Genomic DNA, 20,069 nt, shown 5'->3' on the forward strand with positions numbered 1-20,069 from the left:
CATGACGGCCACCAGCAAAAAGCCGCCGCTTGATGGCATCAGGGTGATCGAGCTCGCCCGCGTGCTCGCCGGTCCCTGGGCCGGGCAGATGCTGGCCGATCTCGGCGCCGACGTCATCAAGGTCGAAAATCCCGAAGGCGGTGACGATACCCGCCACTGGGGGCCGCCCTTCGTCGAGGGCGCCGACGGCGAAAACCTCTCGGCCGCCTATTACCACTCGACAAACCGCAACAAGCGCTCGATCACCGCCGACCTGAAGACCGAAGAGGGACAGGCGCTGGTGCGCCGTCTCGCGGCAACAGCCGACGTGCTGATCGAGAATTTCAAGCTCGGCGGCCTCGTCAAATACGGGCTGGATTACGAGAGCCTGCGCAAGATCAATCCGAAGCTGGTCTATTGCTCGATCACCGGCTTCGGCCAGACCGGCCCCTATGCCAATCTCGCCGGTTACGACTACATCGTCCAGGGCATGTCCGGCTTCATGTCGATCACCGGCGAACCCGAGGGCCAGCCGATGAAGGCCGCCGTGGCGATCGCCGATATCTTCACCGGCATCTACGCCGTCTCGGCGATCGAGGCGGCACTGATCCATGCGCTGAAGACGGGTGAAGGCCAGCTTATCGACATGGCGCTGCTCGATGTCCAGTCCGCCGTGCTCGCCAACCAGAACATGAACTATCTCGTCGGCGGCCAGGCGCCGGTGCGGCTGGGCAATGCCCATCCGAACATCTCGCCCTATGAGGTGATCCCGGCTGCTGATGGCTACCTCATTATCGCCGTCGGCAATGACGGCCAGTTCCGCCGCCTCTGCACCATTCTCGGCCTCGAGGGGATCGGCGAGGACGAGCGCTTCGCAACCAACAAGGCCCGCGTCGCCAATCGCGACGAGGTCCGCCGCATCGTCTCCGGCAAGACCCTGAACTGGCCGAAGGCCGATCTTCTGCGGGCCTGCGAGGAAAATGCGGTGCCAGCCGGCGCCATCAATACGATCGAGGAAATGTTTGCCGATCCGCAGGTGATCGCTCGCGGCCTGCGCATCGATCTTGCCGACACCGCCGGGACAATGATCCCTGGCGTCAGAACCCCTGTGGTTCTGTCGGAAACACCGCTACGTTACGAAAGACCGAGCCCGCGCCTCGGCGAGCACCAGGAGGAGGTGCTGGCCGAACTCGAAGCGCTGGAGCGGTCAATAAAAGGGAGGACAACGGCATCATGAAAAAATCGGGTGGAGAACTGATCGTCGAAGCGTTGAAGGCCAATGGGGTGACCCGCCTCTCCTGCGTTCCCGGCGAGAGCTTCCTCGCCGTTCTCGATGCCCTTCACGGCAGCGATATCGAGGTCGTCGTCTGCCGCCAGGAAGGTGGCGCGGCGATGATGGCCGATTGCTGGGGGCGGCTGACCGGCGAGCCCGGCATCTGCATGGTCACCCGCGGCCCCGGCGCCACCAATGCCTCGGCGGGCCTGCACATCGCCCGCCAGGATTCGATCCCGATGATCCTGTTCATCGGCCAGGTGCAGCGCGATGCCCGCGAGCGCGAAGCCTTCCAGGAGGTCGAATTCCGCCGGGCTTTGACCGAATATGCCAAGTGGGTCGGCGAGATCGACGATGCCGCCCGCATCCCGGAATTCGTCACCCGCGCCTTCGCGATCGCCACCTCCGGCCGCCCCGGCCCCGTCGTCCTGTCACTGCCCGAGGACATGCTGCGCGATGAGGTGGAGGCGCCCCGTGCGCGGGCCTATTCGCGCGTCGCCGCCTATCCCGGCCGCCGCCAGATCGACGATTTCTACATGCGGCTCCTGAAAGCCGAGCGTCCCTTGGTGATCCTCGGCGGCACCCGCTGGGATGCTGATGCCGTCGCCGATTTCCGCGCCTTCGCCGAGCGCTTCAAGCTGCCGGTCGGCTGCTCCTTCCGCCGCCAGATGCTGTTCGACCACCTGCATCCCTCCTATGCCGGCGATGTCGGCATCGGCATCAACCCGGCGCTCGCCAAGGAGATCAAGGAAAGCGATCTGCTGATCCTGCTCGGCAGCCGCATGTCGGAAATGCCGTCATCGGGCTATACGCTGATCGACATCCCCTACCCGGCACAGCAGCTCGTCCACATCTATCCCGATCCCTCCGAGCTCGGCCGCATCTACCGGCCGGATCTGGCAATCGCCGCCTCGCCGCAGGATTTCGTCGATGCGCTTGCCGATCTTGAAGCCCCCGCCGAACCGCGCTGGGCCGAGCGCACCGAGCGCATGCACCAGAGCTATCTCGCGTGGTCGAAGCCGCCGCAGACCGGCCCCGGCAATGTCCATATGGGCCCGATCATGGACTGGATCGAAGGCAATACCCGCGCCGATACGATCTTCACCAACGGCGCCGGAAACTACGCCACCTGGCTGCACCGCTTCCACCGCTTCCGCCAGTTCAACACCCAGGCTGCCCCGACATCCGGCTCGATGGGCTACGGCCTGCCGGCCGCGGTCGCCGCCAAGGCGCTGTTTCCCGAGCGCGAGGTGATCTGCTTTGCCGGTGACGGCTGCTTCATGATGCACGGCCAGGAGTTCGCCACTGCCGTCCGTTATAATCTGCCGATCATCGTGCTGGTCATCAACAACGGCATCTACGGCACGATCCGCATGCATCAGGAGCGCGAATATCCCGGCCGCGTCAGCGGCACCGATCTCACCAACCCCGATTTCGCAGCGCTGGCCCGCGCCTATGGCGGCCATGGCGAGACGGTGGAGGCCACAGCCGATTTCGTCCCCGCCTTTGAACGGGCCCGTGCCAGCGGCAAGCCCGCCATCATCGAGATCAAGCTCGATCCGGAAGCCATTACACCGGCGCGGACGCTGACGCAGATCAGGACGAAGAGCTGAAAGGCCACCAAACAAAAAAGCCGGTGGGCGAACCCACCGGCTTCGGATTTCGGAAACAACCGAAATATCAGTCGATCGCCGCGGTGACGATGAACTCGACCTTGTACTTCGGAGCGGCCAGCTTGGCTTCGCTGGTGGCGCGAGCCGGGGTGTTGGCCGGGTCGACCCAGGCTTCCCAGGCGGCGTTCATTTCGGCAAAGTCGGCAATATCGGAGAGGTAGATCAGCGTCTGCAGGATCTTCGACTTGTTCGAGCCGGCAGCCGCCAGCAGGCGATCGACTTCGGCAAGAGCAGCCTTGCACTGATCGGTGACGGTCTCACCTTCGGCAACCTGGCCGGCGAGATAGACGGTGTTGCCGTGGACGACGGCGCCGCTCATGCGGGGACCGGGGCCGATGCGCTTGATGCTCATGGTTTTCTCCTGAGTTTCTTATGGAATGAGGGGCGCGGAACCTAGCCGCGCCAGGATATCAGCTGCGAAGGTGATGGCTCTTCTGATAGGTCGCCGTAGAGCGGGCGCCGGAACGGCAATAGCCGAGCATCGGGCGCGGGAATTCGTCGAGCGCATCGACCATGCCGGCAACCGCTTCCTCGGTCACGCCCATCGGGCCGACAGGCACGTGAGCGATGTCGAGGCCAAGCTCCTTGGCACGCGCTTCGATCACCGAGAACGGCGTCTGGTCCGGGCTTTCGCCATCGGGACGGTGGCAGACGATCGACTTGAAGCCGAGCGCCTTGATCTGATCGAGATCCTCGACCGAGATCTGGCCGGAAACCGAATATTCGTCGTCGATCGGGCGGATGTCCATCGCGAATGCCTCCTGAAAATGAACGGCAGAAGCTCTACGATGCGTAACCGCGAGCGTCAACAACTCGCTCATAGAAAGGCGAAGGTCAGCCCGTAGCTGCGGCTCTCGCCCGGCTTCAGCATGTTGAACTCGCCAGCCGCTTCCAGTTCGCCGCGCGAGACCCAGCGATGCGTCACCGGCTCGATGCCGAGAATATGGGCGGGCTCCTTCTGGTTCCGCCAGACCTGCAGGTAAGGCAGCGTATCGGCACGCATGCGAACCCTGAGCGTCCGGCCATGGACCGCCTTCATCGGCCCGAGCCGCACCTCGGCATAGCCGCTGTCCGTCGCCGGCGCCTCGACGCAGAAGATACCGCCGAGTTCCTCGCCGAAGGTCCAGGGAAAACCGCCGCCATCGAGCATCTTGCCTTCCAGCCGAGTCCCCTCGTCGAACCATTTGCCGCCGACATTCATATGATACATCAGGAAGGTCGGCACCGTCTGGTCACTGGTATTGACGACCTTGTCCTCCAGCGAAACCTCGCCGGTCGCGCCATCGATCTTCCAGAGCCGCTCGATGCGCTGAGGAGGTCCCTCGACGGTGACAAGATCGATATCGGCACGGCACTCGACATTGCCGTTCTCGAACTTGGTCCACAGCACCTTGGCCTTGTGGCCGGACACCGAGCCGTGCAGCGGATAGATCGCTCCGTCGCTGCGGCCCGGGATCGGCTGGCGATGGCGGATATGATCAGGGCCGCAGGTAAACAGAAAGCCCTCAAGCGAATGGTCGATGCGCGGATCGCCATCATCGGGGATCGCCCGCTTCGGCGAAATATCGACGCCATCGACGACGCAGGCGCCGATATCCATGACCGACGTTTCATCCAGCATCAGGCGCGGCCCTTTGGCGGCAGCAAATTCGATCATGGCGTCCTCCCCTGTATCAAAACAGCCGTAGGGTTAGGGGTGGCGCAAGCTTTCGTCAATCACGCTGCGCGCAATTGCCCACAACCGGCAATCAACTCGGAACCGTCAAGGCAAACCAAACGTTTAGCCTCACGCAAGTGATCACGGATATTTTCATAATTTGTTCAGTACGAATTCATAAATTCCACACTAGCGTCAAAATTCGCGGGTGTGTGTCGGCCCAGTCACTGGTTGAGGTGTGAGACGTGAATCGCATTTTGAAATATGGCCTGTCGCTCGCCGCCGTCATTCTGGCCGTCACTTCGGTGATACCGGAAGCGCAAGCGCAGCAATGGGGTGGCCGCGGCCAGCGCGATGTCGTCATGGTAACGCCGGACGGTCAGATCGTCGATTACATCCCGCCGGGCGCCGACGTCTATTATTCCCGTGACCGCAGCGGCAACCGCGTTCTGGTCGACAGCTATGGCCGGATCGTCGCCACCGAAATGCGCTCGCGCGGCTATTACCCGGCAGCGCCCTCGCGCGATCCCTATAACAACGACCCCTATAATGCCGAGAACGGCGACCACAGCCGCTACGGCAGCACCCGCTATATCGAGCGCGGCGCCGTGACCGGCTCGATCCCGCGCGATGCGAGCATCGACCGCCAGCCGCTCGACCAGCCCTATCCCGATCAGCAGAACGGCGACTACGCTTCGATCGACCCCGATCAGCAGGCGCCGCAGGTTGAGCAGCCGCGCACTCCCGAAGAGCCTGCGATTACCCTGAAGGGCAAGTCGAAGCCGGAGATCGTCGCGCTGCAGGTCTTCCTCGACCGCGCCGGCATATCTCCTGGTGTCATCGATGGCCACATGGGCTCGAACGTCACCAAGGCGATCTACGCCTATAACCAGATGACCGGCGAAAATCTCGACCCGAACAATACGGACGCGATCCTTGAGCAGCTGCGCCTTTCCGGCGGCCTGCCCGTCGTCAGCTACACGATCACCCCCTCGGATGCCGCCGGCCCCTATGTAGCGGAAATTCCCGAGGATTACGCCCACAAGGCGCTGCTTCCGTCCCTCGCCTACACTTCCACCACCGAGGCCCTGGCCGAGCGCTTCCACATGGACGAAGGCTTCCTGAAGGAAATGAACCCAGGCGTCGATTTCACCGTTCCCGGCACGATCATCAAGGTCGTCAATCCTGGCGACCCCAAGACCGGCACGGTGGCCAAGATCCTCGCCGACAAGGCCAAGAAGCAGGTCTTCGCCTATGACGATGCCGGCAATCTCATCGCCGCCTACCCGGCCTCGATCGGCTCCGCCGACACACCCTCGCCCTCGGGCACGGTGACGGTCGACCGCGTCGCCTTGAACCCCGGCTATACCTACAATCCGAAGATCAACTTCCAGCAGGGCGCCAACGACAAGGTGCTCAACATCCCGCCAGGCCCGAACGGCCCTGTCGGCACCGTCTGGATCGCGCTCTCCAAGCCGACCTACGGCATTCACGGCACGCCGGAACCCTCGAAGATCGGCCGTACCCAGAGCCACGGCTGTATTCGCCTAACCAACTGGGATGCCACCGAGCTCGCCAAGATGGTCAAGCCCGGCGTCACCGTCGAATTCGTCGACTGACCATTCACAATTGAACAAACAAAAAAGCCGCCGGTCTCCCGGCGGCTTTTTTTTGTTGTGACGTTTTGCCGATCAGGCAGCGTCGCGCATCAGCAGGCCAGAGAGGCGAGCCGCGATCGGCAGCTTCACCGGCAGCTTGCGCATCATTTCCTCGGCGAAACAGAGAGCGTTCTCGCGCGCCTTGTCGAGATTGGAAACGCGGGTCGGGTCCATGGTCGCGAGCGTGCCGCCGACATCGAAGATATCGCGGAAGGCAGAGCGTTCGATGATCGCCGTATCGAGAACCGGAACATGACGCTCGTTGAGCAGCGCCTTGACGATCTGCAGCGCGCGGGTGGTAACCATCGAGTTGACACGGGTGAGAACGACCGAATGGCCGATCTTGATGCCTGCCTTCTCGTCCAGATACTGCAGCAGTTCCAGAACCTGCGCGCCGCCGCGGGCATCCATGGCACAACCCTGGATCGGGATCAGCACGTGGTCGGAAAGACCGACAGCGGTGGCGAGCAGCGGATTGCGCGCGCCCGGCAGGTCGATGATGAAGTAATCGGTATTCGCCTTGTTCTCGCTGATATGCTGCGGCAGCGACGCGGAGGTGACGAAATCGATAACGGAAACGTTGTAGACGTTGCCGGAAATCTCATGCCAGCGCGAAATCCAGTGCTGCGGATCGGCGTCGAGAATGGTGACGCGATATCCCTTGCGCGCAAGCTCGGTTGCCAGCAGCAGCACGGCCGTGGTCTTGCCGGCGCCGCCCTTGGTATTTGCAAAAGTAATGACTGGCATATCAGGTCCTCGAATGGAAAAGCCGCGAGCCGGTATCGCTCTCTTACGCACTTTTCGATTCATCGTGCGGTTAATGCATCCTTTCCAATCGTGGTTAACAAAACCTAAACAGACAGCCCGAAATTGCAGCCTGCATTTCTCACATCCCTAGAATTCAGGATGTCTGCGGACAAAAAAAGCCCGGAAAGCCTGCGCTTTCCGGGCCAGCTGGTTGGTCCGCCTTCGTTAACTTTAGAAGCAATCCCTAAACAGCGCCTTGGTATTTTCGAGCGTCATCGCAACCGGGTTGCCACCGGCGCTCGGATCTTCGATTGCCATGGCCGAGAGTTCGTCGATCCTGTCGGGCGCGATTCCCATCGCCGAGAGGCTTTCCGGCACGCCGAGCTCGGAGCGCAGCTTCAGCACGTAGTCGTAGAAGCCATCGAAACCGCCGGAGATGCCGAGGTAAGCCGCCGCACGGGCGATCTTGTCTTCGATCGCAGCGCGGTTGAAGCGCAGCACGGCCGGCATGACGACGGCATTGGTCATGCCGTGATGGGTGTTGTAGACGGCACCGATCGGGTGCGACAGCGCGTGAATGGCGCCGAGACCCTTCTGGAACGCGACAGCGCCCATGGCGGCGGCCGACATCATGTTTGCGCGGGCTTCCAGATCCGTGCCTTCCTTATAGGCGCGCGGCAGGAATTCCTTGACGAGGCGCATGCCTTCAAGCGCGATGCCCGCGGACATCGGATGATAGAAGGGCGAGGAATAGGCTTCCAGGCAATGTGCGAAGGCATCCATGCCGGTACCGGCGGTGATGATCTTCGGCATGCCGACCGTCAGTTCCGGATCGGAGATGACGACGCCGGGCAGGAACTTCGGATGGAAGATGATCTTCTTCACATGCGTCGCCGAATTGGTGATGACGCTGGCGCGGCCGACTTCCGAGCCGGTACCAGCCGTCGTCGGCACGGCAACGATCGGCGCAATGCCTTCGATGCTCGCGCGCGTCCACCAGTCGCCGATATCCTCGAAGTCCCAGACTGGCCGCGTCTGGCCGGCCATGAAAGCCACGCACTTGCCGAGATCGAGGCCCGAACCGCCGCCGAAGGCGACGACGCCGTCATGACCGCCGTCCTTGAAGGCCTTGACGCCGGCTTCGAGGTTCTTCTCGTTCGGGTTCGGATCGACATCGGCGAAGATCGCCCGGCCGAGACCGGCATCTTCGAGAATGTCGAGCGCGTTCTTGGTGATCGCCATCGAGGCGAGGCCCCGATCGGTGACCAGCAGCGGCCTCTTCATGCCGAGGCTCTTGCAGGCGTCGGCGAGCTCCTTGATGCGGCCGCGGCCGAGCTTGACCGCTGTCGGGTAGCTCCAGTTGGCTGTGATGTTGCTGCTCATGCTGTGACTTTCTTCAGGTGATAGGATTTCGGACGCGTCAGGTTCTGGAAGCCGATGATCGACAGCGAGCCGCCGCGACCGGTTTCCTTGACGCCGGTCCAGCAAAGCGCCGGATCCAGATAGTCGGCGCGGTTCATGAACACCGTACCGGTTTCGATTTCGCGGCCGAGGCGCCCTGCCCGCTCGGCATCCTTGGTCCAGAGCGAGGCCGTCAGGCCGTACTGGCTGTCATTCATCAGCGCCAGCGCTTCCTCGTCGGACTTAACCTTCATGATGCCGACGGCCGGGCCGAAGGTTTCTTCGCGCATGAACTCCATCGAATGGTCGACGTTCACGAGGATCTGCGGAGCGAGATAGGCACCGCCATCGTCCTGCGGGAAGAGCTTCGGATCGACCAGCGCCTTGGCGCCCTTGGAAACCGCATCGGCGATCTGCTCGCGCACCACCTTGGCAAAGCGCTTGTTCGCCATCGGGCCGAGAGAGGTCTCAGGATCGAGCGGATTGCCGAGCTTGTAGTTCGACACCCAGGCGACCGACTTCTCGACGAAGCTGTCGTAGAGCGACTCGTGCACATAGATGCGCTCGATACCGCAGCAGCACTGACCGGAATTGTAGGTCGCGCCATCCATCAGCGTATCGACGGCAGCGTCGAGATCGGCATCTTCCATGACATAGCCCGGATCCTTGCCGCCGAGCTCGAGGCCGAGACCGGTGAAGGTGCCGGCTGCCGCCCGCTCCATCGAACGTCCACCTTCGACCGAACCGGTGAAGTTGACGAAATTGAAGCTGCCGGCCGCGATCAGCGCCGAGGTCGTCTGGTGATCGAGGAAAACGTTCTGGAAGACATCCTCGGGAACGCCGGCTTCGACGAAGGCCTGCACCAGCCGCTCGCCGACCAGCAGTGTCTGCGACGCATGCTTCAGCACCACGGTATTGCCGGCCATCAGTGCCGGAGCGATCGTGTTGATCGCTGTCATGTAGGGGTAGTTCCACGGCGCGACGACAAAGACGACGCCATGCGCTTCGCGCTCGATGCGGCGCTCGAACTTGTCGCTCTCCTCGACTACGAGCGGCGCCAGTGCTTCCGCCGCGATCGACGCGACGTAGTTGGAGCGCTCGTTGAAGCCCTTGTACTCGCCGCCATAACGGATCGGACGGCCCATCTGCCAGGCGATCTCGGGAACGACGACGTCGGACATCTCGTTGAGACGCGCGACACCCTTCAGCACCAGCTGAACGCGATCTTCGAGCGGACGCTTCGCCCAGGTCTTCTGCGCTTTGCGCGCGCGGGCCACGGCTTCCTTCGCCGCCTCCAGCGAGAGCGCCGGACGCTCCGCGTAAACCGATCCGTCGACCGGCGATATGCATTGGATAATAGTCATCAGTTATGCTCCAGACTTAACAGGCCAGCGTGCGAACATGGCCCGCAGCGCCGTAGGAAAGAATTGCGCGATCGCGCGTGATGATCGTCAGGTCGTTTTCCCGCGCGGTCGCAATCAGTATGCGATCGATGGGGTCTTTATGAATCAGCTGCGGCAATGAGCAGGACGCCATGAAGATGTTTGCGGTCACTGGTTGTTCGTCAATGTCTGCTTCGAGCCTGAAGTCGTTATACCACCTCTCCGCGCTCTTGGTTTCGCGAATGCGCCCTCGTGCCAAAAGCATCGCCATCTCCCATGCCGTCACAGCGGAAACGAAAACCGGCAGTCGAGCAACTCTCGCATCCGCAAGCGCGGCCAAGGCCTTTTCGGCCAGGGGCTCGCTCCTCGTCATCCAGATTGCGGCGCAGGTATCGAGCAGAAAAGCACTACTCATTGTATAGCTTCTCGCCCCACTCCTCGTCCCACTCCATCGGCGCGGTCAGATCGACCCCCGGCATGATGGTCAGCGTCCCCTTCATGCATCCCCACGCGGGGTGCACTTCCAGCAGCGTCCCATCATCCAGTTCCATCCAGCGCTTGCCATCCTTGTAGATGACATCGTCCTCCGTAAACATCTTCACCGGCGGCTCATCCGGTTGCGCCGGATTGGCGCCTGAACTTTCATAGCCCGCCTGCTTCTTCTCGGCGAACCCGGCGAGATCACCGCGCCGATGCGCCGCAACCTCATCCAAGGGAACGCCGATATAATCGGCGATCTGGTCCTGCTCCTCAGCGCTCATCTTCCGTTCGCCGCTCAGCATGCGCGACACCGCACTCGGATCAAGCCCCATGAAACGCGCCATATCGCGAAGCGAGGAGCCTCGCTCCGAGAGCTTTTCATAGAACCATGCGCTGTCGATCACACCCATGTCGATCTCCTCTGAAAACGCAGATCACATTAGCATAATGCGACCAACGCAACAATCGGAGCGAGTGTTGCGATTATCTCAAGCCCTCTCGAACCCTCGCGCCACCTCCCAGTCCGTGATGCGACGGTCGTATTCCTCCTGCTCCCATTCGGCAGCGCGGGTATAGTGGTCGATGACGTCGTCGCCGAAGGCGCTGCGCAGCATCTTCGACTTCGTCATCGCCGTGGTTGCCGAGCGCAGCGTCCGCGGGATCTCGCGCACCTTGCGGGCGCCATAGGCATCTCCCACGAAGGGCGCTTCGAGTTCAAGCTTGTTCTCGATCCCGTCGATGCCTGCGGCAATCAGCGCGGCAAAGGCGAGATAGGGATTGAGATCGGAGCCGCCGACGCGGCATTCGATGCGGATCGCCTTGGTGCCGTCGCCGCAGAGGCGATAGCCGGCGGTGCGGTTGTCCTTGCTCCAGATCGCCTTGGTCGGCGCGAACGTACCGGCCATGAAGCGCTTGTAGGAGTTGATGTAGGGCGCCAGGAAATAGGTGATCTCGCTCGCATGGGCGAGCAGGCCGGCGACATACTGCTCCATCAGCTTCGACATGCCGTATTTGCCCTTCTCGTCGAAGAACAGCGGCTTGCCATCGAGGCTCCAGAGAGACTGGTGAATATGCGACGAGCTGCCCGCAGCATTGTAATGCCACTTGGCGAGGAAGGTGATGGCCTTGCCCTTCGACCAGGCGATTTCCTTGCAGCCGTTCTTGATGATCGTATGGCGGTCGGCCATCGTCAGGGCCTCGGCATAGCGGACGTTGATCTCTTCCTGACCGGCAGAAGCCTCGCCCTTCGAGTTCTCGACCGGGATCTCGGCGCCCTGCAGACCGGTACGGATCGCCCGCATCACTTCCTCTTCCTTGGTCGTCTGGAAGATGTGGTAATCCTCGTTATAGGCGCTGGCGAGCTTCAGGTTGCGATATCCGGAGGCATGAGCCGATTCATAGGTCTGGTCGAACAGGAAGAATTCGAGCTCCGAAGCCATGAACGGCTTCATGCCCATCGCCTCCAGGCGCTTCACCTGCTTCTTCAGGATGGCGCGCGGCGAATGCGGCACCTCCTCATGCGTATGGTGATCGAGCAGATCGCAGAGAACGAGCGCCGTGCCCTCGAGCCAGGGAATGCGGCGCAGCGTCGAAAGGTCCGGCTTCATCGTATAGTCGCCGTAGCCCTTTTCCCAGCTCGTCGCCTTGTAGCCGGAGACCGTCTCCATCTCCATGTCGGTCGCCACGAGATAGTTGCAGCTATGCGTTTCCTTCCAGGCGCTGTCGAGGAAGTATTCGGCCTGGAAGCGCTTGCCCATCAGGCGGCCCTGCATGTCGATCTGGCACGCCAGAACCGTATCGATGCGGCCCTCGGCCACGTCCTTCTTGAGATCGTCGAGAGTATAGCTGGTCGTCATCTTTTACCCGCCTGCTTCTTTTGAATTGAGAATTCGGAACAACGAAAGGGCATGCAGCGGCAGGCGATGCCTGCCCGATGCTTTTTCATTGAACCGGGGATAGGGCCGCGTGCGCCGCGGCCCCGCCATTCGAGAGGGAAGCCTCTGGCCTTAGTGCTGGCCGACAGCCTTTTCGGCAGCGGCGATCTCCGCCTGACGGCGTGCCACTTCGTCGCCGATCGGCGGGCCCTTGAAGCGGCGCTTCTCGAAGCCGAACCAGACGATGCCGGTCAGAACGAGGAAGCCGACCGTCACGTAGAGAGCCGGACCATTCGGCGGCTGAACGCCGAGGATGAAGATCAGGATCATGGCGAGAACGGTGAGGACTGCAAAGAGCTTGAAGACGCCTTCGCCGAGGTTCCACGGACCCATCTTGTCCCACTTCGACGTACCCCAGGCGAAGAGACCGAGCGTGATCGGGATCGCGAAGGAGAAGAACAGGAAGATGACCGTGCACGAGACGACGATGGTATAAACCGGCGTGTCACCGATCGAAACCAGCGACGAGCCCCAGACGAACAGCACCGAGAGGATCGAACCCGTCCAGATCGCGGCAACCGGGGTGCGGTATTTCGGGCTGACCTTGGCGAGCGCCTTGGAAGCCGGAAGGCCGCCGTCACGCGAGAAGGCGAAGATCATGCGCGAAACGGATGTCACCGTCGCAAGGCCGCACAGCCACTGGCTGACGAGGATTGCGAAATAGAGGATGTCCTTGACGACAGGATTGACCTGCGCGTCCATCGCCCAGAAGAACACGTTCCAGCCCTGCTTTGCAGCATCGTCCATGTTCGGCAGCATGAGGACGAAGGAGCACAGCATGATGTAGCCGAACAGCGCCGACCACAGGACCGACGAAACCATGCCGCGCGGAACCGAGTGAGCCGCCTTGACGGTTTCTTCCGACGTATGGGCCGAAGCGTCATAGCCGGTGATCGTGTAGATCGGCAGCAGCAGACCGAGCAGGAACACCCAGGCGCCCGATGTCGCCGGCCAGACGTTGCCGCCCGCTTCGCCGGAATAGTTGGCGAAGGTGAAGAGACGGCCGATCTCGTAGGACGGCGCTGCAAACAGGCAAACTGCCGAAAGCACAATGGCCGTTGCGAAGATCAGGTAGCCCGAGAAGTCCGTGAGCTTGGCGGTGAGGCCGATGCCCATGTGGTTCACGAGCGCCTGTGCACCGGTGATGACGATGAGGAAGACGATGCGAACCGCAGTCGTATCCGTCAGGCCGAAATAGCTGGTGCCGAAGGAACCCATAAAGAAGTAATAGGTGCCGACGTTGATGGCGCCGAGAACGGTGACCAGACCGAGCAGGTTGAACCATGCGGTCAGCCAGCCGGTGAAGCGGTTGCCGAGGATCGAACCCCAGTGATAGAGGCCGCCGGCCGTCGGATAGGCAGAGCTGATCTGCGCCATCGCCACGGCGAAGACGAGCGATACGAAGCAGCCGATCGGCCAGCCGATGCCGATTGCCGCGCCGCCAGCTCCTGCCGTGGCCTGTGCCAGCGAATTGATGCCGCCGGAGAGAATGCAAATAATCGAGAATGACACTGCGAAGTTCGAGAACGAGCTCATCCGCCGTTCAAGTTCCTGGGCATAGCCCATGGAATGCAGGACGCTCATATCCTGCTTTTTATCCAGATCGGTATAGTCAGACATGACTTCCCCCTGTTAGCGATCGGCCGCGGGATTGCGGTCGATCCTGTGCCAAATTGTCCGTGGCATTTGCCATCGGACGTCCGCAGCTAAGCTGCTCCCTGGGGCCGTTTTCTTTTTATAGTCAGCCTTCCAGACACTGCTGGAGAAGCCCTGTGAGATAGTCGGCCATGACCCCTTGACCGGCATCGTCATTGATAAGGTCGTTGCGGACCTCGATCATTACATTGCGGAACCCGTTGGAAACCCCGTGCAGGATGAGCGTATGTGTCACGCCGTCTGCAGGGCCGTAGGGTTCATTGCGTTCTGTCTTGTAGAGCGGCGCATCGGCCGCAGCCGTCAGCATCTTGTCCGCGAGGCGGCTGTCGGCATCGTGCAGGATACCGAGCTCGACTGCACGCGGCTTGCCGTTGAAGACAGGCGTAAAGCTGTGGATTGTGACAATCACGCTCTCCTGTCCCCTCGCCTTGCGCTCCGCAATCAGCTCGCGCACCGCATTGTGAAAGGGAATGTACAACGCTTCGGTGCGCGCCTGCCGCTGTTCGGAAGTGAGTCCCTGGTTGCCGGGAATGGCGTAGATCTCGCTCTTCTCCGGCATTGCGCCCGGCGCTTCCGGCGGCCGGTTGCAGTCGTAGATCAGACGGGAAAAACGCTGGTAGACGAGCGTCGCATCCAGCGCTGCCGAAATCCCGCGCGCCACCGCCAGAGCGCCCGGATCCCAGGCGATGTGGCTTTCCAGTGCATCCTTTGAAAGGCCGAGATCGCCGAAGGCTTCCGGCAGGGTCCGCGACGCGTGTTCGCAGATGACGAGCACCGGGCTCTTGCCGCCGCGCCGCTCGATGCCGGCGCAACTTCCTTCTGCTTCGCTTAGGACCTTGAACTCGTTGAGCACGTGGGCTGCGCCTCGCCAGATGGCTTTATAAAAAATTATTAAGAAAAGAATTCTTCAGCTTTTCCACACTGTCAAGCGCGCTCTGAAAATTTCTTTTCATGACAATGGTTGACATGGATTGTGACAGCGTTGTTAACTTTGAGTGGGAAAGTGGCACCTGACGCAAAGGGAAAGCGTCGGGATCAAAACAAGCCATTCCCGGGGAGCAAGATCGAGTGAACGCCGCGTCGAAGACGGTCTCGGACGTAATCCATGCGCATTTCGACGTGCTGACGCGCGCCGAGAAGCAATTGGCCGAAAGTCTGCTGGACAACTACCCGGTCTCAGGACTGGGCAGCATCACGACCATTGCCGAAAATGCCGGCGTTTCCACGCCCACGGTCGTGCGCATGGTCCAGAAGCTCGGCTTCAAGGGATATCCGGATTTCCAGGCGCACCTGCATCAGGAAGTCGAGGCGACGATCTCCAACCCGATCGCCAAGCATGACCGCTGGGCCTCGAATGCGCCGGGCACCCACATTCTCAATCGCTTCGCCGATGCCATCATCGGCAATCTGCGCCAGACGCTCGGCGATCTCGACACCGCGACCTTCGATAGCGTCGCCTCGCTGCTGTCGGACCGCAAGCGCGGCCTCTATTTCGTCGGCGGCCGCATCACCGGTGCGCTCGCCGAATATTTCTTCACGCATATGCAGGTCATCCGGCCGAACACCGCCCTGCTCTCCTCCAATTCGTCGAGCTGGCCGCAATACGTTCTCAATATGAACGCCGGCGACCTGCTGATCATCTTCGACATCCGCCGCTACGAGCAGGAAATGGTGAGCCTGGCACAGGCAGCGCGCAAGCGCGGCGCCGAGATCATCGTCTTCACCGACCAGTGGGGATCGCCCGCCGCCAAGCTCGCCAGGCACGCCTTCCGCGTCCAGATCGAGGCGCCGTCGGCCTGGGATTCATCCGTCGTCACTCTCTTCATTGTCGAGGCACTGATCGAAGCGGTCCAGAGCTCGACCTGGGACGAAACGAAGGAGCGCATGAAAACGCTGGAGGGCCTGTTCGAGCAGACCAGGCTCTTCCGCAAACTTGGGTAAGAGGGAAAGGGGCAAGATTAAATAAAATCAATGAAGGCGCAGACAAAATAGAGCGGCGTGTCGCAAACGGAACAGCACCGGCAACCGCCTGCAATCAAAAGAAAAATTAACGTCACGCGACTGTCATACAAGCTTCATGCAAGGTCAGTAACAGCTTCGCCAGACCACTGAAAACCGAAGGAGAACAACAGTGATCTCTAACATTTCTCGACTGCTTTCGCTTTCTACTGCGATCGTCGTTGCTTCGACTGCAATTGCTGCAGCTGAGCCGAGCGCCGACCTGATCGCTGCCGCCAAGAAGGAAGGCACGCTGACGACCATCGCTCTGCCGCACAACTGGTGCGGTTACGGCGACGTCATCGCAGGCTTCAAGGCCAAGTACGGCATCGAAGTCAACGAACTGAACCCGGATGCAGGTTCGGGCGACGAAATCGAAGCAATCAAGGCCAACAAGGGCAACACCGGCCCGCAGGCTCCTGACGTCATCGACGTCGGTCTCTCCTTCGGCCCGTCGGCCAAGGCTGAAGGCCTGATCCAGCCGTACAAGGTCTCGACCTGGGATTCCATTCCGGACTCCGCAAAGGACGCTGACGGCTACTGGTACGGCGATTACTACGGCGTTCTCTCGTTCGTCGTAAACACCGACATCGTCAAGAACGTCCCGAAGGATTGGGCCGACCTGAAGAAGCCGGAATACGCCAACTCGATCTCGCTCGCTGGTGACCCGCGCGCTTCGAACCAGGCTGTCCAGGCCGTCTACGCTGCTGGCCTCGCTGCCGGCGAAAAGGACGCAACGAAGGCTGGTGAAGCAGGTCTCTCCTACTTCGCAGAGCTCAACAAGGCCGGCAACCTCGTTCCGGTTATCGGCAAGTCCGCTTCGCTCGCTCAGGGCTCGACCCCGATCGTCGTCGCATGGGACTACAACGGTCTCTCCTGGCGCGACAGCCTGAACGGCAACCCGCCGGTTGAAGTCGTCGTTCCGACCTCGGGCGTTGTTGCTGGCGTTTACGTCCAGGCGATCTCCGCTTTCGCTCCGCACCCGAACGCTGCGAAGCTCTGGATGGAATACCTCTATTCGGACGAAGGTCAGCTCGGCTGGCTGAAGGGCTACTGCCACCCGATCCGCTTCAACGACCTCGCTCAGAAGGGCAAGGTTCCGAAGGAACTGCTCGACAAGCTGCCGCCGGCTGAAGGCTATGCAAAGGCCGTCTTCCCGACGCTCGACGAGCAGGACAAGGGCAAGGCTGCTATCACCGGCAAGTGGGATAGCGTCGTCGGCGCCAACGTTCAGTAATATCTGCTGCCATGCCTCCCCGCCCACGGCGGGGAGGTTCTTTTTCCCCTCGACGTCCCCGGATGAGCATCCATGAGCACCGTGACTGCGCCTGCGGCAAGCAGTGCCCCATTCATCAACCGCGATCGCGTGGTGGATTGGCTCGGCATCGCCCCATTCATCATCTTCGCCCTGCTGTTTCTGATCATCCCGACGCTCTATCTGGTCATCGGCGCGTTCTTCACGCCGGACGGTCAATTCACGCTGAAGAACATCGCCGATCTCTTCACACCATCCATCCTGAGCGCATACTGGATCAGTATCCGCGTCTCGGTTGCCTCGGCTCTCGGCGGTGCGCTCATCGGCTTCTTCCTCGCCTGGGCCGTGGTGCTCGGCGGCCTGCCCGCCTCGGTGCGCGGCACGCTGCTGACCTTCTCGGGCGTCGCATCCAATTTCGCCGGTATCCCGCTCGCCTTCTCGTTCCTGGCGACGCTCGGCCGCACCGGCCTCGTCACCATTTTCCTGCGTGACTGGTTCGGCTTCAATCTCTACGGCACGGGCTTCAACCTGCTGTCCTTCTTCGGCCTGACCATCACCTACATGTATTTCCAGATCCCGCTGATGGTGCTGATTCTGACGCCTGCCCTCGACGGCATGAAGAAGGAATGGCGCGAGGCTGCCGAAATCCTCGGCGCCAGCAACCGCCAGTACTGGACGATGGTCGCCCTGCCGATCCTCTGGCCGAGCCTGCTCGGCACGACGCTGCTGCTCTTCGCGAACGCCTTCGGCGCCATCGCGACCGCTTACGCGCTGACCGGCTCGTCGCTGAACATCGTGCCGATCCTGCTCTATGCGCAGATCCGCGGCGACGTTCTGCACAACGCCAACCTCGGCTATGCGATCGCGCTCGGCATGATCGTCATCACCGGCGTATCGAACGTCCTTTACCTCATGCTGCGCATGCGCGCTGAACGGTGGCAGAAATGAAGGGACAACGTATCGGCGCCTGGATCGCGATCATCATCGGCGCGACCTATTTCATCGTCCCGCTTCTCGGCACGCTCGAATTCTCGCTGCGCATGCGCCGCGACGGCTACAGCTTCGATGCCTACAAGTCGGTCTTCTCCGACGCGCAGTTCCAGCAGACCTTCGGCTATTCGATGCTGATGGCTCTGATGACCATCATCTTCGGCATGCTGCTCGTCGTGCCGACCGCCTATTGGGTGCGCCTGCGCCTGCCGCAGATGCGCCAGGTCGTCGAGTTCATCACGCTGCTGCCGCTGGTCATTCCGGCGATCGTCATCGTCTTCGGCTATCTGCGCATGTATAACTCGTCGTCGATCCTGCCGATGACGGGCTCGACCATGGGCACCAACGTGCTCTTGGTCTTCTCCTACATCACCCTGTCGCTGCCCTACATGTACCGCTCGGTCGATACCGCGATGCGCGCCATCGACGTGCGGACCCTGACGGAAGCCGCCGAAAGCCTCGGCGCCAAGTGGCCGACGATCATGTTCAAGTGCATCTTCCCGAACGTCATGAGCGGCGTCCTCTCCGGCGCCTTCATCACGCTCGCGATCGTCATGGGCGAGTTCACCTTCGCAGCCCTGCTCAACCGGCCGGCCTTCGGCCCGTATCTGCAGCTCGTCGGTGCCAACAAGGCCTATGAACCCTCGGCACTCGCCGTGATCGCCTTCTCCATCACCTGGCTCAGCATGGGCTTGCTCAATCTCGTCTCCCGCTTCGGCAAGGCCCGTCCGGCCAAGGCTTAAGGTATCCGTCTCATGTCATTTCTCACGCTGACCAACATTCAGAAGTCCTTCGGCCAGGTCCAGGTCGTCAAGAACTTCAACATGAATATCGAGAAGGGAGAATTCGTCTCCTTCCTCGGCCCATCGGGCTGTGGCAAGACCACGATCCTGCGCATGATCGCCGGCTTCGAAACGCCGACCGGCGGCGCGCTGACGATCAATGGCAAGGACCAGACCTCGCTGAAGCCGAACCAGCGCAATATCGGCATGGTCTTCCAGGCCTACGCGCTGTTCCCGAACATGACGGTGCACGACAACGTCGCCTTCGGCATGAAGGTCGCCGGCAAGCCGAAGGCCGAGATCGACGCCCGCGTGAAGGAAATGCTGGCGCTGATCCATCTCGGCCACCTCGCCGACCGTTTCCCTTACCAGATGTCCGGCGGCCAGCAGCAGCGCGTGGCGCTCGCCCGTGCTCTCGCCGTCAAGCCGCAGGTCCTGCTGCTCGACGAGCCGCTCTCGGCGCTCGACGCCAAGATCCGCGTGTCGCTGCGCGAAGAAATCCGGGCGATCCAGCGCCAGCTCGGCATCACCACGATCTTCGTCACCCATGACCAGGAAGAAGCGCTGTCGATCTCAGACCGCATCGTCGTCATGAACTCGGGCAAGGCCGACCAGATCGGCACGCCGTTCGAGATCTACAACACGCCCGCCACCCGCTTCGTCGCCTCCTTCGTCGGCACGTTGAACCTGATCGAAGCCAAGGTCGTCGACCCCGCCGCCAACCGCATCCAGATCGGCGATCAGGGCGTCACGCTGAAGCAGTCGGTCCAGACCTACAAGGCCGGCGACACCGTGCAGCTGGCGCTGCGCCCGGAAGCCGGTTCGCTCGCCGAAGGCGTCAAGAGCGATACGGCACTGACCGGCCAGGTCGTCTCCGCCCACTTCCTGGGCTCGGTCATCCGCACCCGCATGAATGTCGGCGGCAACGTCATTTCCTTCGACATGTTCAACAACCCGGGCGTCGCCCCGCCGCAGGCTGGCGAAACGGTAACGCTGCGCTTCATGGCGGCCGATCTGCTGGTGATCAGGGATTGAGAACAGACTTGGCGAACGGACCAAGGCAGAAGCTGCGGCCCGGAGCCCCCTCACCCTACCCTCTCCCCGAGGGGAGAGCGACTGTCTTCTGCGTCAAGCGTCTTGCCATGGTTTGTTGTCCCTGATGATGGCGTTGAGGATGGTGAGGAGCTTTCGCATGGTTGCGACG

General features: G+C 61.6%; 19 protein-coding genes. 8 read left to right on the forward strand and 11 right to left on the reverse strand.

From position 1 onward, the window contains the following. The first annotated feature begins 1 nt into the window (after position 1). Together caiB and ACQZ5H_RS08350 are read left to right on the forward strand one after the other, a co-directional pair. Entirely contained in the window at positions 2 to 1,216 is a 1,215-nt protein-coding gene (gene caiB / locus ACQZ5H_RS08345) for a succinate--glutarate CoA-transferase (RefSeq protein ID WP_449097303.1), read from the forward strand. Beyond that, positions 1,213 to 2,865, forward strand: a complete 1,653-nt coding sequence (locus ACQZ5H_RS08350) for a thiamine pyrophosphate-binding protein (RefSeq protein WP_449097304.1) — start codon at positions 1,213 to 1,215, stop codon at positions 2,863 to 2,865. The genes caiB and ACQZ5H_RS08350 overlap by 4 nt, the downstream gene beginning before the upstream one ends. 67 nt (positions 2,866 to 2,932) lie before the next feature. On the opposite strand, the gene ACQZ5H_RS08355 is transcribed toward ACQZ5H_RS08350, so the two are convergent. From ACQZ5H_RS08355 to ACQZ5H_RS08365, 3 genes are all read right to left on the reverse strand, one after another. Beyond that, on the reverse strand, positions 2,933 to 3,277 hold the full coding sequence (locus ACQZ5H_RS08355; protein ID WP_449097305.1) for a RidA family protein: 345 nt from the start codon (positions 3,275 to 3,277) through the stop codon (positions 2,933 to 2,935). Between the two features lie 58 nt (positions 3,278 to 3,335). Next, entirely contained in the window at positions 3,336 to 3,674 is a 339-nt protein-coding gene (locus tag ACQZ5H_RS08360) for a TIGR01244 family sulfur transferase (protein ID WP_449097306.1), read from the reverse strand. A 68-nt stretch (positions 3,675 to 3,742) separates the two neighbouring features. After that, the gene (locus tag ACQZ5H_RS08365) at positions 3,743 to 4,582 is read right to left on the reverse strand and encodes an aldose 1-epimerase family protein (RefSeq protein ID WP_449097307.1); all 840 of its coding nucleotides are present in this window, start codon (positions 4,580 to 4,582) and stop codon (positions 3,743 to 3,745) included. A gap of 245 nt (positions 4,583 to 4,827) precedes the next feature. Here ACQZ5H_RS08365 and ACQZ5H_RS08370 point away from each other — a divergent pair, with 245 nt between their 5' ends. Continuing rightward, positions 4,828 to 6,201 (forward strand): L,D-transpeptidase, encoded by a 1,374-nt coding sequence (locus ACQZ5H_RS08370; RefSeq protein WP_112715534.1) that lies wholly within the window; start codon positions 4,828 to 4,830, stop codon positions 6,199 to 6,201. A 72-nt stretch (positions 6,202 to 6,273) separates the two neighbouring features. Here the strand turns inward: ACQZ5H_RS08370 and ACQZ5H_RS08375 are convergent, their stop codons facing one another. From ACQZ5H_RS08375 to ACQZ5H_RS08410, 8 genes are all read right to left on the reverse strand, one after another. Beyond that, the gene (locus tag ACQZ5H_RS08375) at positions 6,274 to 6,987 is read right to left on the reverse strand and encodes an AAA family ATPase (protein ID WP_449097308.1); all 714 of its coding nucleotides are present in this window, start codon (positions 6,985 to 6,987) and stop codon (positions 6,274 to 6,276) included. 231 nt (positions 6,988 to 7,218) lie between these two features. Beyond that, entirely contained in the window at positions 7,219 to 8,370 is a 1,152-nt protein-coding gene (locus tag ACQZ5H_RS08380; protein WP_449097309.1) for an iron-containing alcohol dehydrogenase, read from the reverse strand. After that, a complete protein-coding gene (locus ACQZ5H_RS08385; protein WP_130277968.1) occupies positions 8,367 to 9,752 on the reverse strand; it encodes an aldehyde dehydrogenase family protein in 1,386 nt (461 codons plus the stop codon). The genes ACQZ5H_RS08380 and ACQZ5H_RS08385 overlap by 4 nt, the downstream gene beginning before the upstream one ends. Before the next feature lie 16 nt (positions 9,753 to 9,768). Next, positions 9,769 to 10,185, reverse strand: a complete 417-nt coding sequence (locus ACQZ5H_RS08390) for a type II toxin-antitoxin system VapC family toxin (RefSeq protein ID WP_449097310.1) — start codon at positions 10,183 to 10,185, stop codon at positions 9,769 to 9,771. Further along, the gene (locus ACQZ5H_RS08395) at positions 10,178 to 10,660 is read right to left on the reverse strand and encodes a helix-turn-helix domain-containing protein (protein ID WP_449097311.1); all 483 of its coding nucleotides are present in this window, start codon (positions 10,658 to 10,660) and stop codon (positions 10,178 to 10,180) included. The genes ACQZ5H_RS08390 and ACQZ5H_RS08395 overlap by 8 nt, the downstream gene beginning before the upstream one ends. Positions 10,661 to 10,738: 78 nt before the next feature. Further along, positions 10,739 to 12,106, reverse strand: coding sequence for a glutamine synthetase family protein (locus ACQZ5H_RS08400; protein WP_130277965.1), 1,368 nt, complete (start codon positions 12,104 to 12,106; stop codon positions 10,739 to 10,741). 150 nt (positions 12,107 to 12,256) lie between these two features. After that, a complete protein-coding gene (locus ACQZ5H_RS08405) occupies positions 12,257 to 13,804 on the reverse strand; it encodes an amino acid permease (RefSeq protein ID WP_112715550.1) in 1,548 nt (515 codons plus the stop codon). Positions 13,805 to 13,925: 121 nt separating this feature from the next. Then, complete coding sequence (locus ACQZ5H_RS08410; RefSeq protein WP_449097312.1) at positions 13,926 to 14,693, reverse strand: N-formylglutamate amidohydrolase; 768 nt, start codon at positions 14,691 to 14,693, stop codon at positions 13,926 to 13,928. A gap of 215 nt (positions 14,694 to 14,908) precedes the next feature. Here ACQZ5H_RS08410 and ACQZ5H_RS08415 point away from each other — a divergent pair, with 215 nt between their 5' ends. From ACQZ5H_RS08415 to ACQZ5H_RS08435, 5 genes are all read left to right on the forward strand, one after another. Further along, positions 14,909 to 15,781 carry a MurR/RpiR family transcriptional regulator gene (locus ACQZ5H_RS08415; RefSeq protein WP_449097313.1) on the forward strand — a complete coding sequence of 291 codons (873 nt, stop codon included), beginning with the start codon at positions 14,909 to 14,911 and terminating at the stop codon, positions 15,779 to 15,781. A 190-nt stretch (positions 15,782 to 15,971) separates the two neighbouring features. Further along, positions 15,972 to 17,075 carry an ABC transporter substrate-binding protein gene (locus ACQZ5H_RS08420; RefSeq protein WP_025555490.1) on the forward strand — a complete coding sequence of 368 codons (1,104 nt, stop codon included), beginning with the start codon at positions 15,972 to 15,974 and terminating at the stop codon, positions 17,073 to 17,075. A 72-nt stretch (positions 17,076 to 17,147) separates the two neighbouring features. After that, positions 17,148 to 18,041, forward strand: a complete 894-nt coding sequence (locus ACQZ5H_RS08425; protein WP_112715554.1) for an ABC transporter permease — start codon at positions 17,148 to 17,150, stop codon at positions 18,039 to 18,041. Beyond that, positions 18,038 to 18,826 carry an ABC transporter permease gene (locus ACQZ5H_RS08430; RefSeq protein WP_112715556.1) on the forward strand — a complete coding sequence of 263 codons (789 nt, stop codon included), beginning with the start codon at positions 18,038 to 18,040 and terminating at the stop codon, positions 18,824 to 18,826. The genes ACQZ5H_RS08425 and ACQZ5H_RS08430 overlap by 4 nt, the downstream gene beginning before the upstream one ends. A gap of 12 nt (positions 18,827 to 18,838) precedes the next feature. Then, complete coding sequence (locus ACQZ5H_RS08435) at positions 18,839 to 19,900, forward strand: ABC transporter ATP-binding protein (RefSeq protein WP_413709809.1); 1,062 nt, start codon at positions 18,839 to 18,841, stop codon at positions 19,898 to 19,900. The last annotated feature ends 169 nt before the right edge of the window (positions 19,901 to 20,069 follow it).

It is taken from the genome of Rhizobium sp. 21-4511-3d (genome assembly GCF_053522545.1).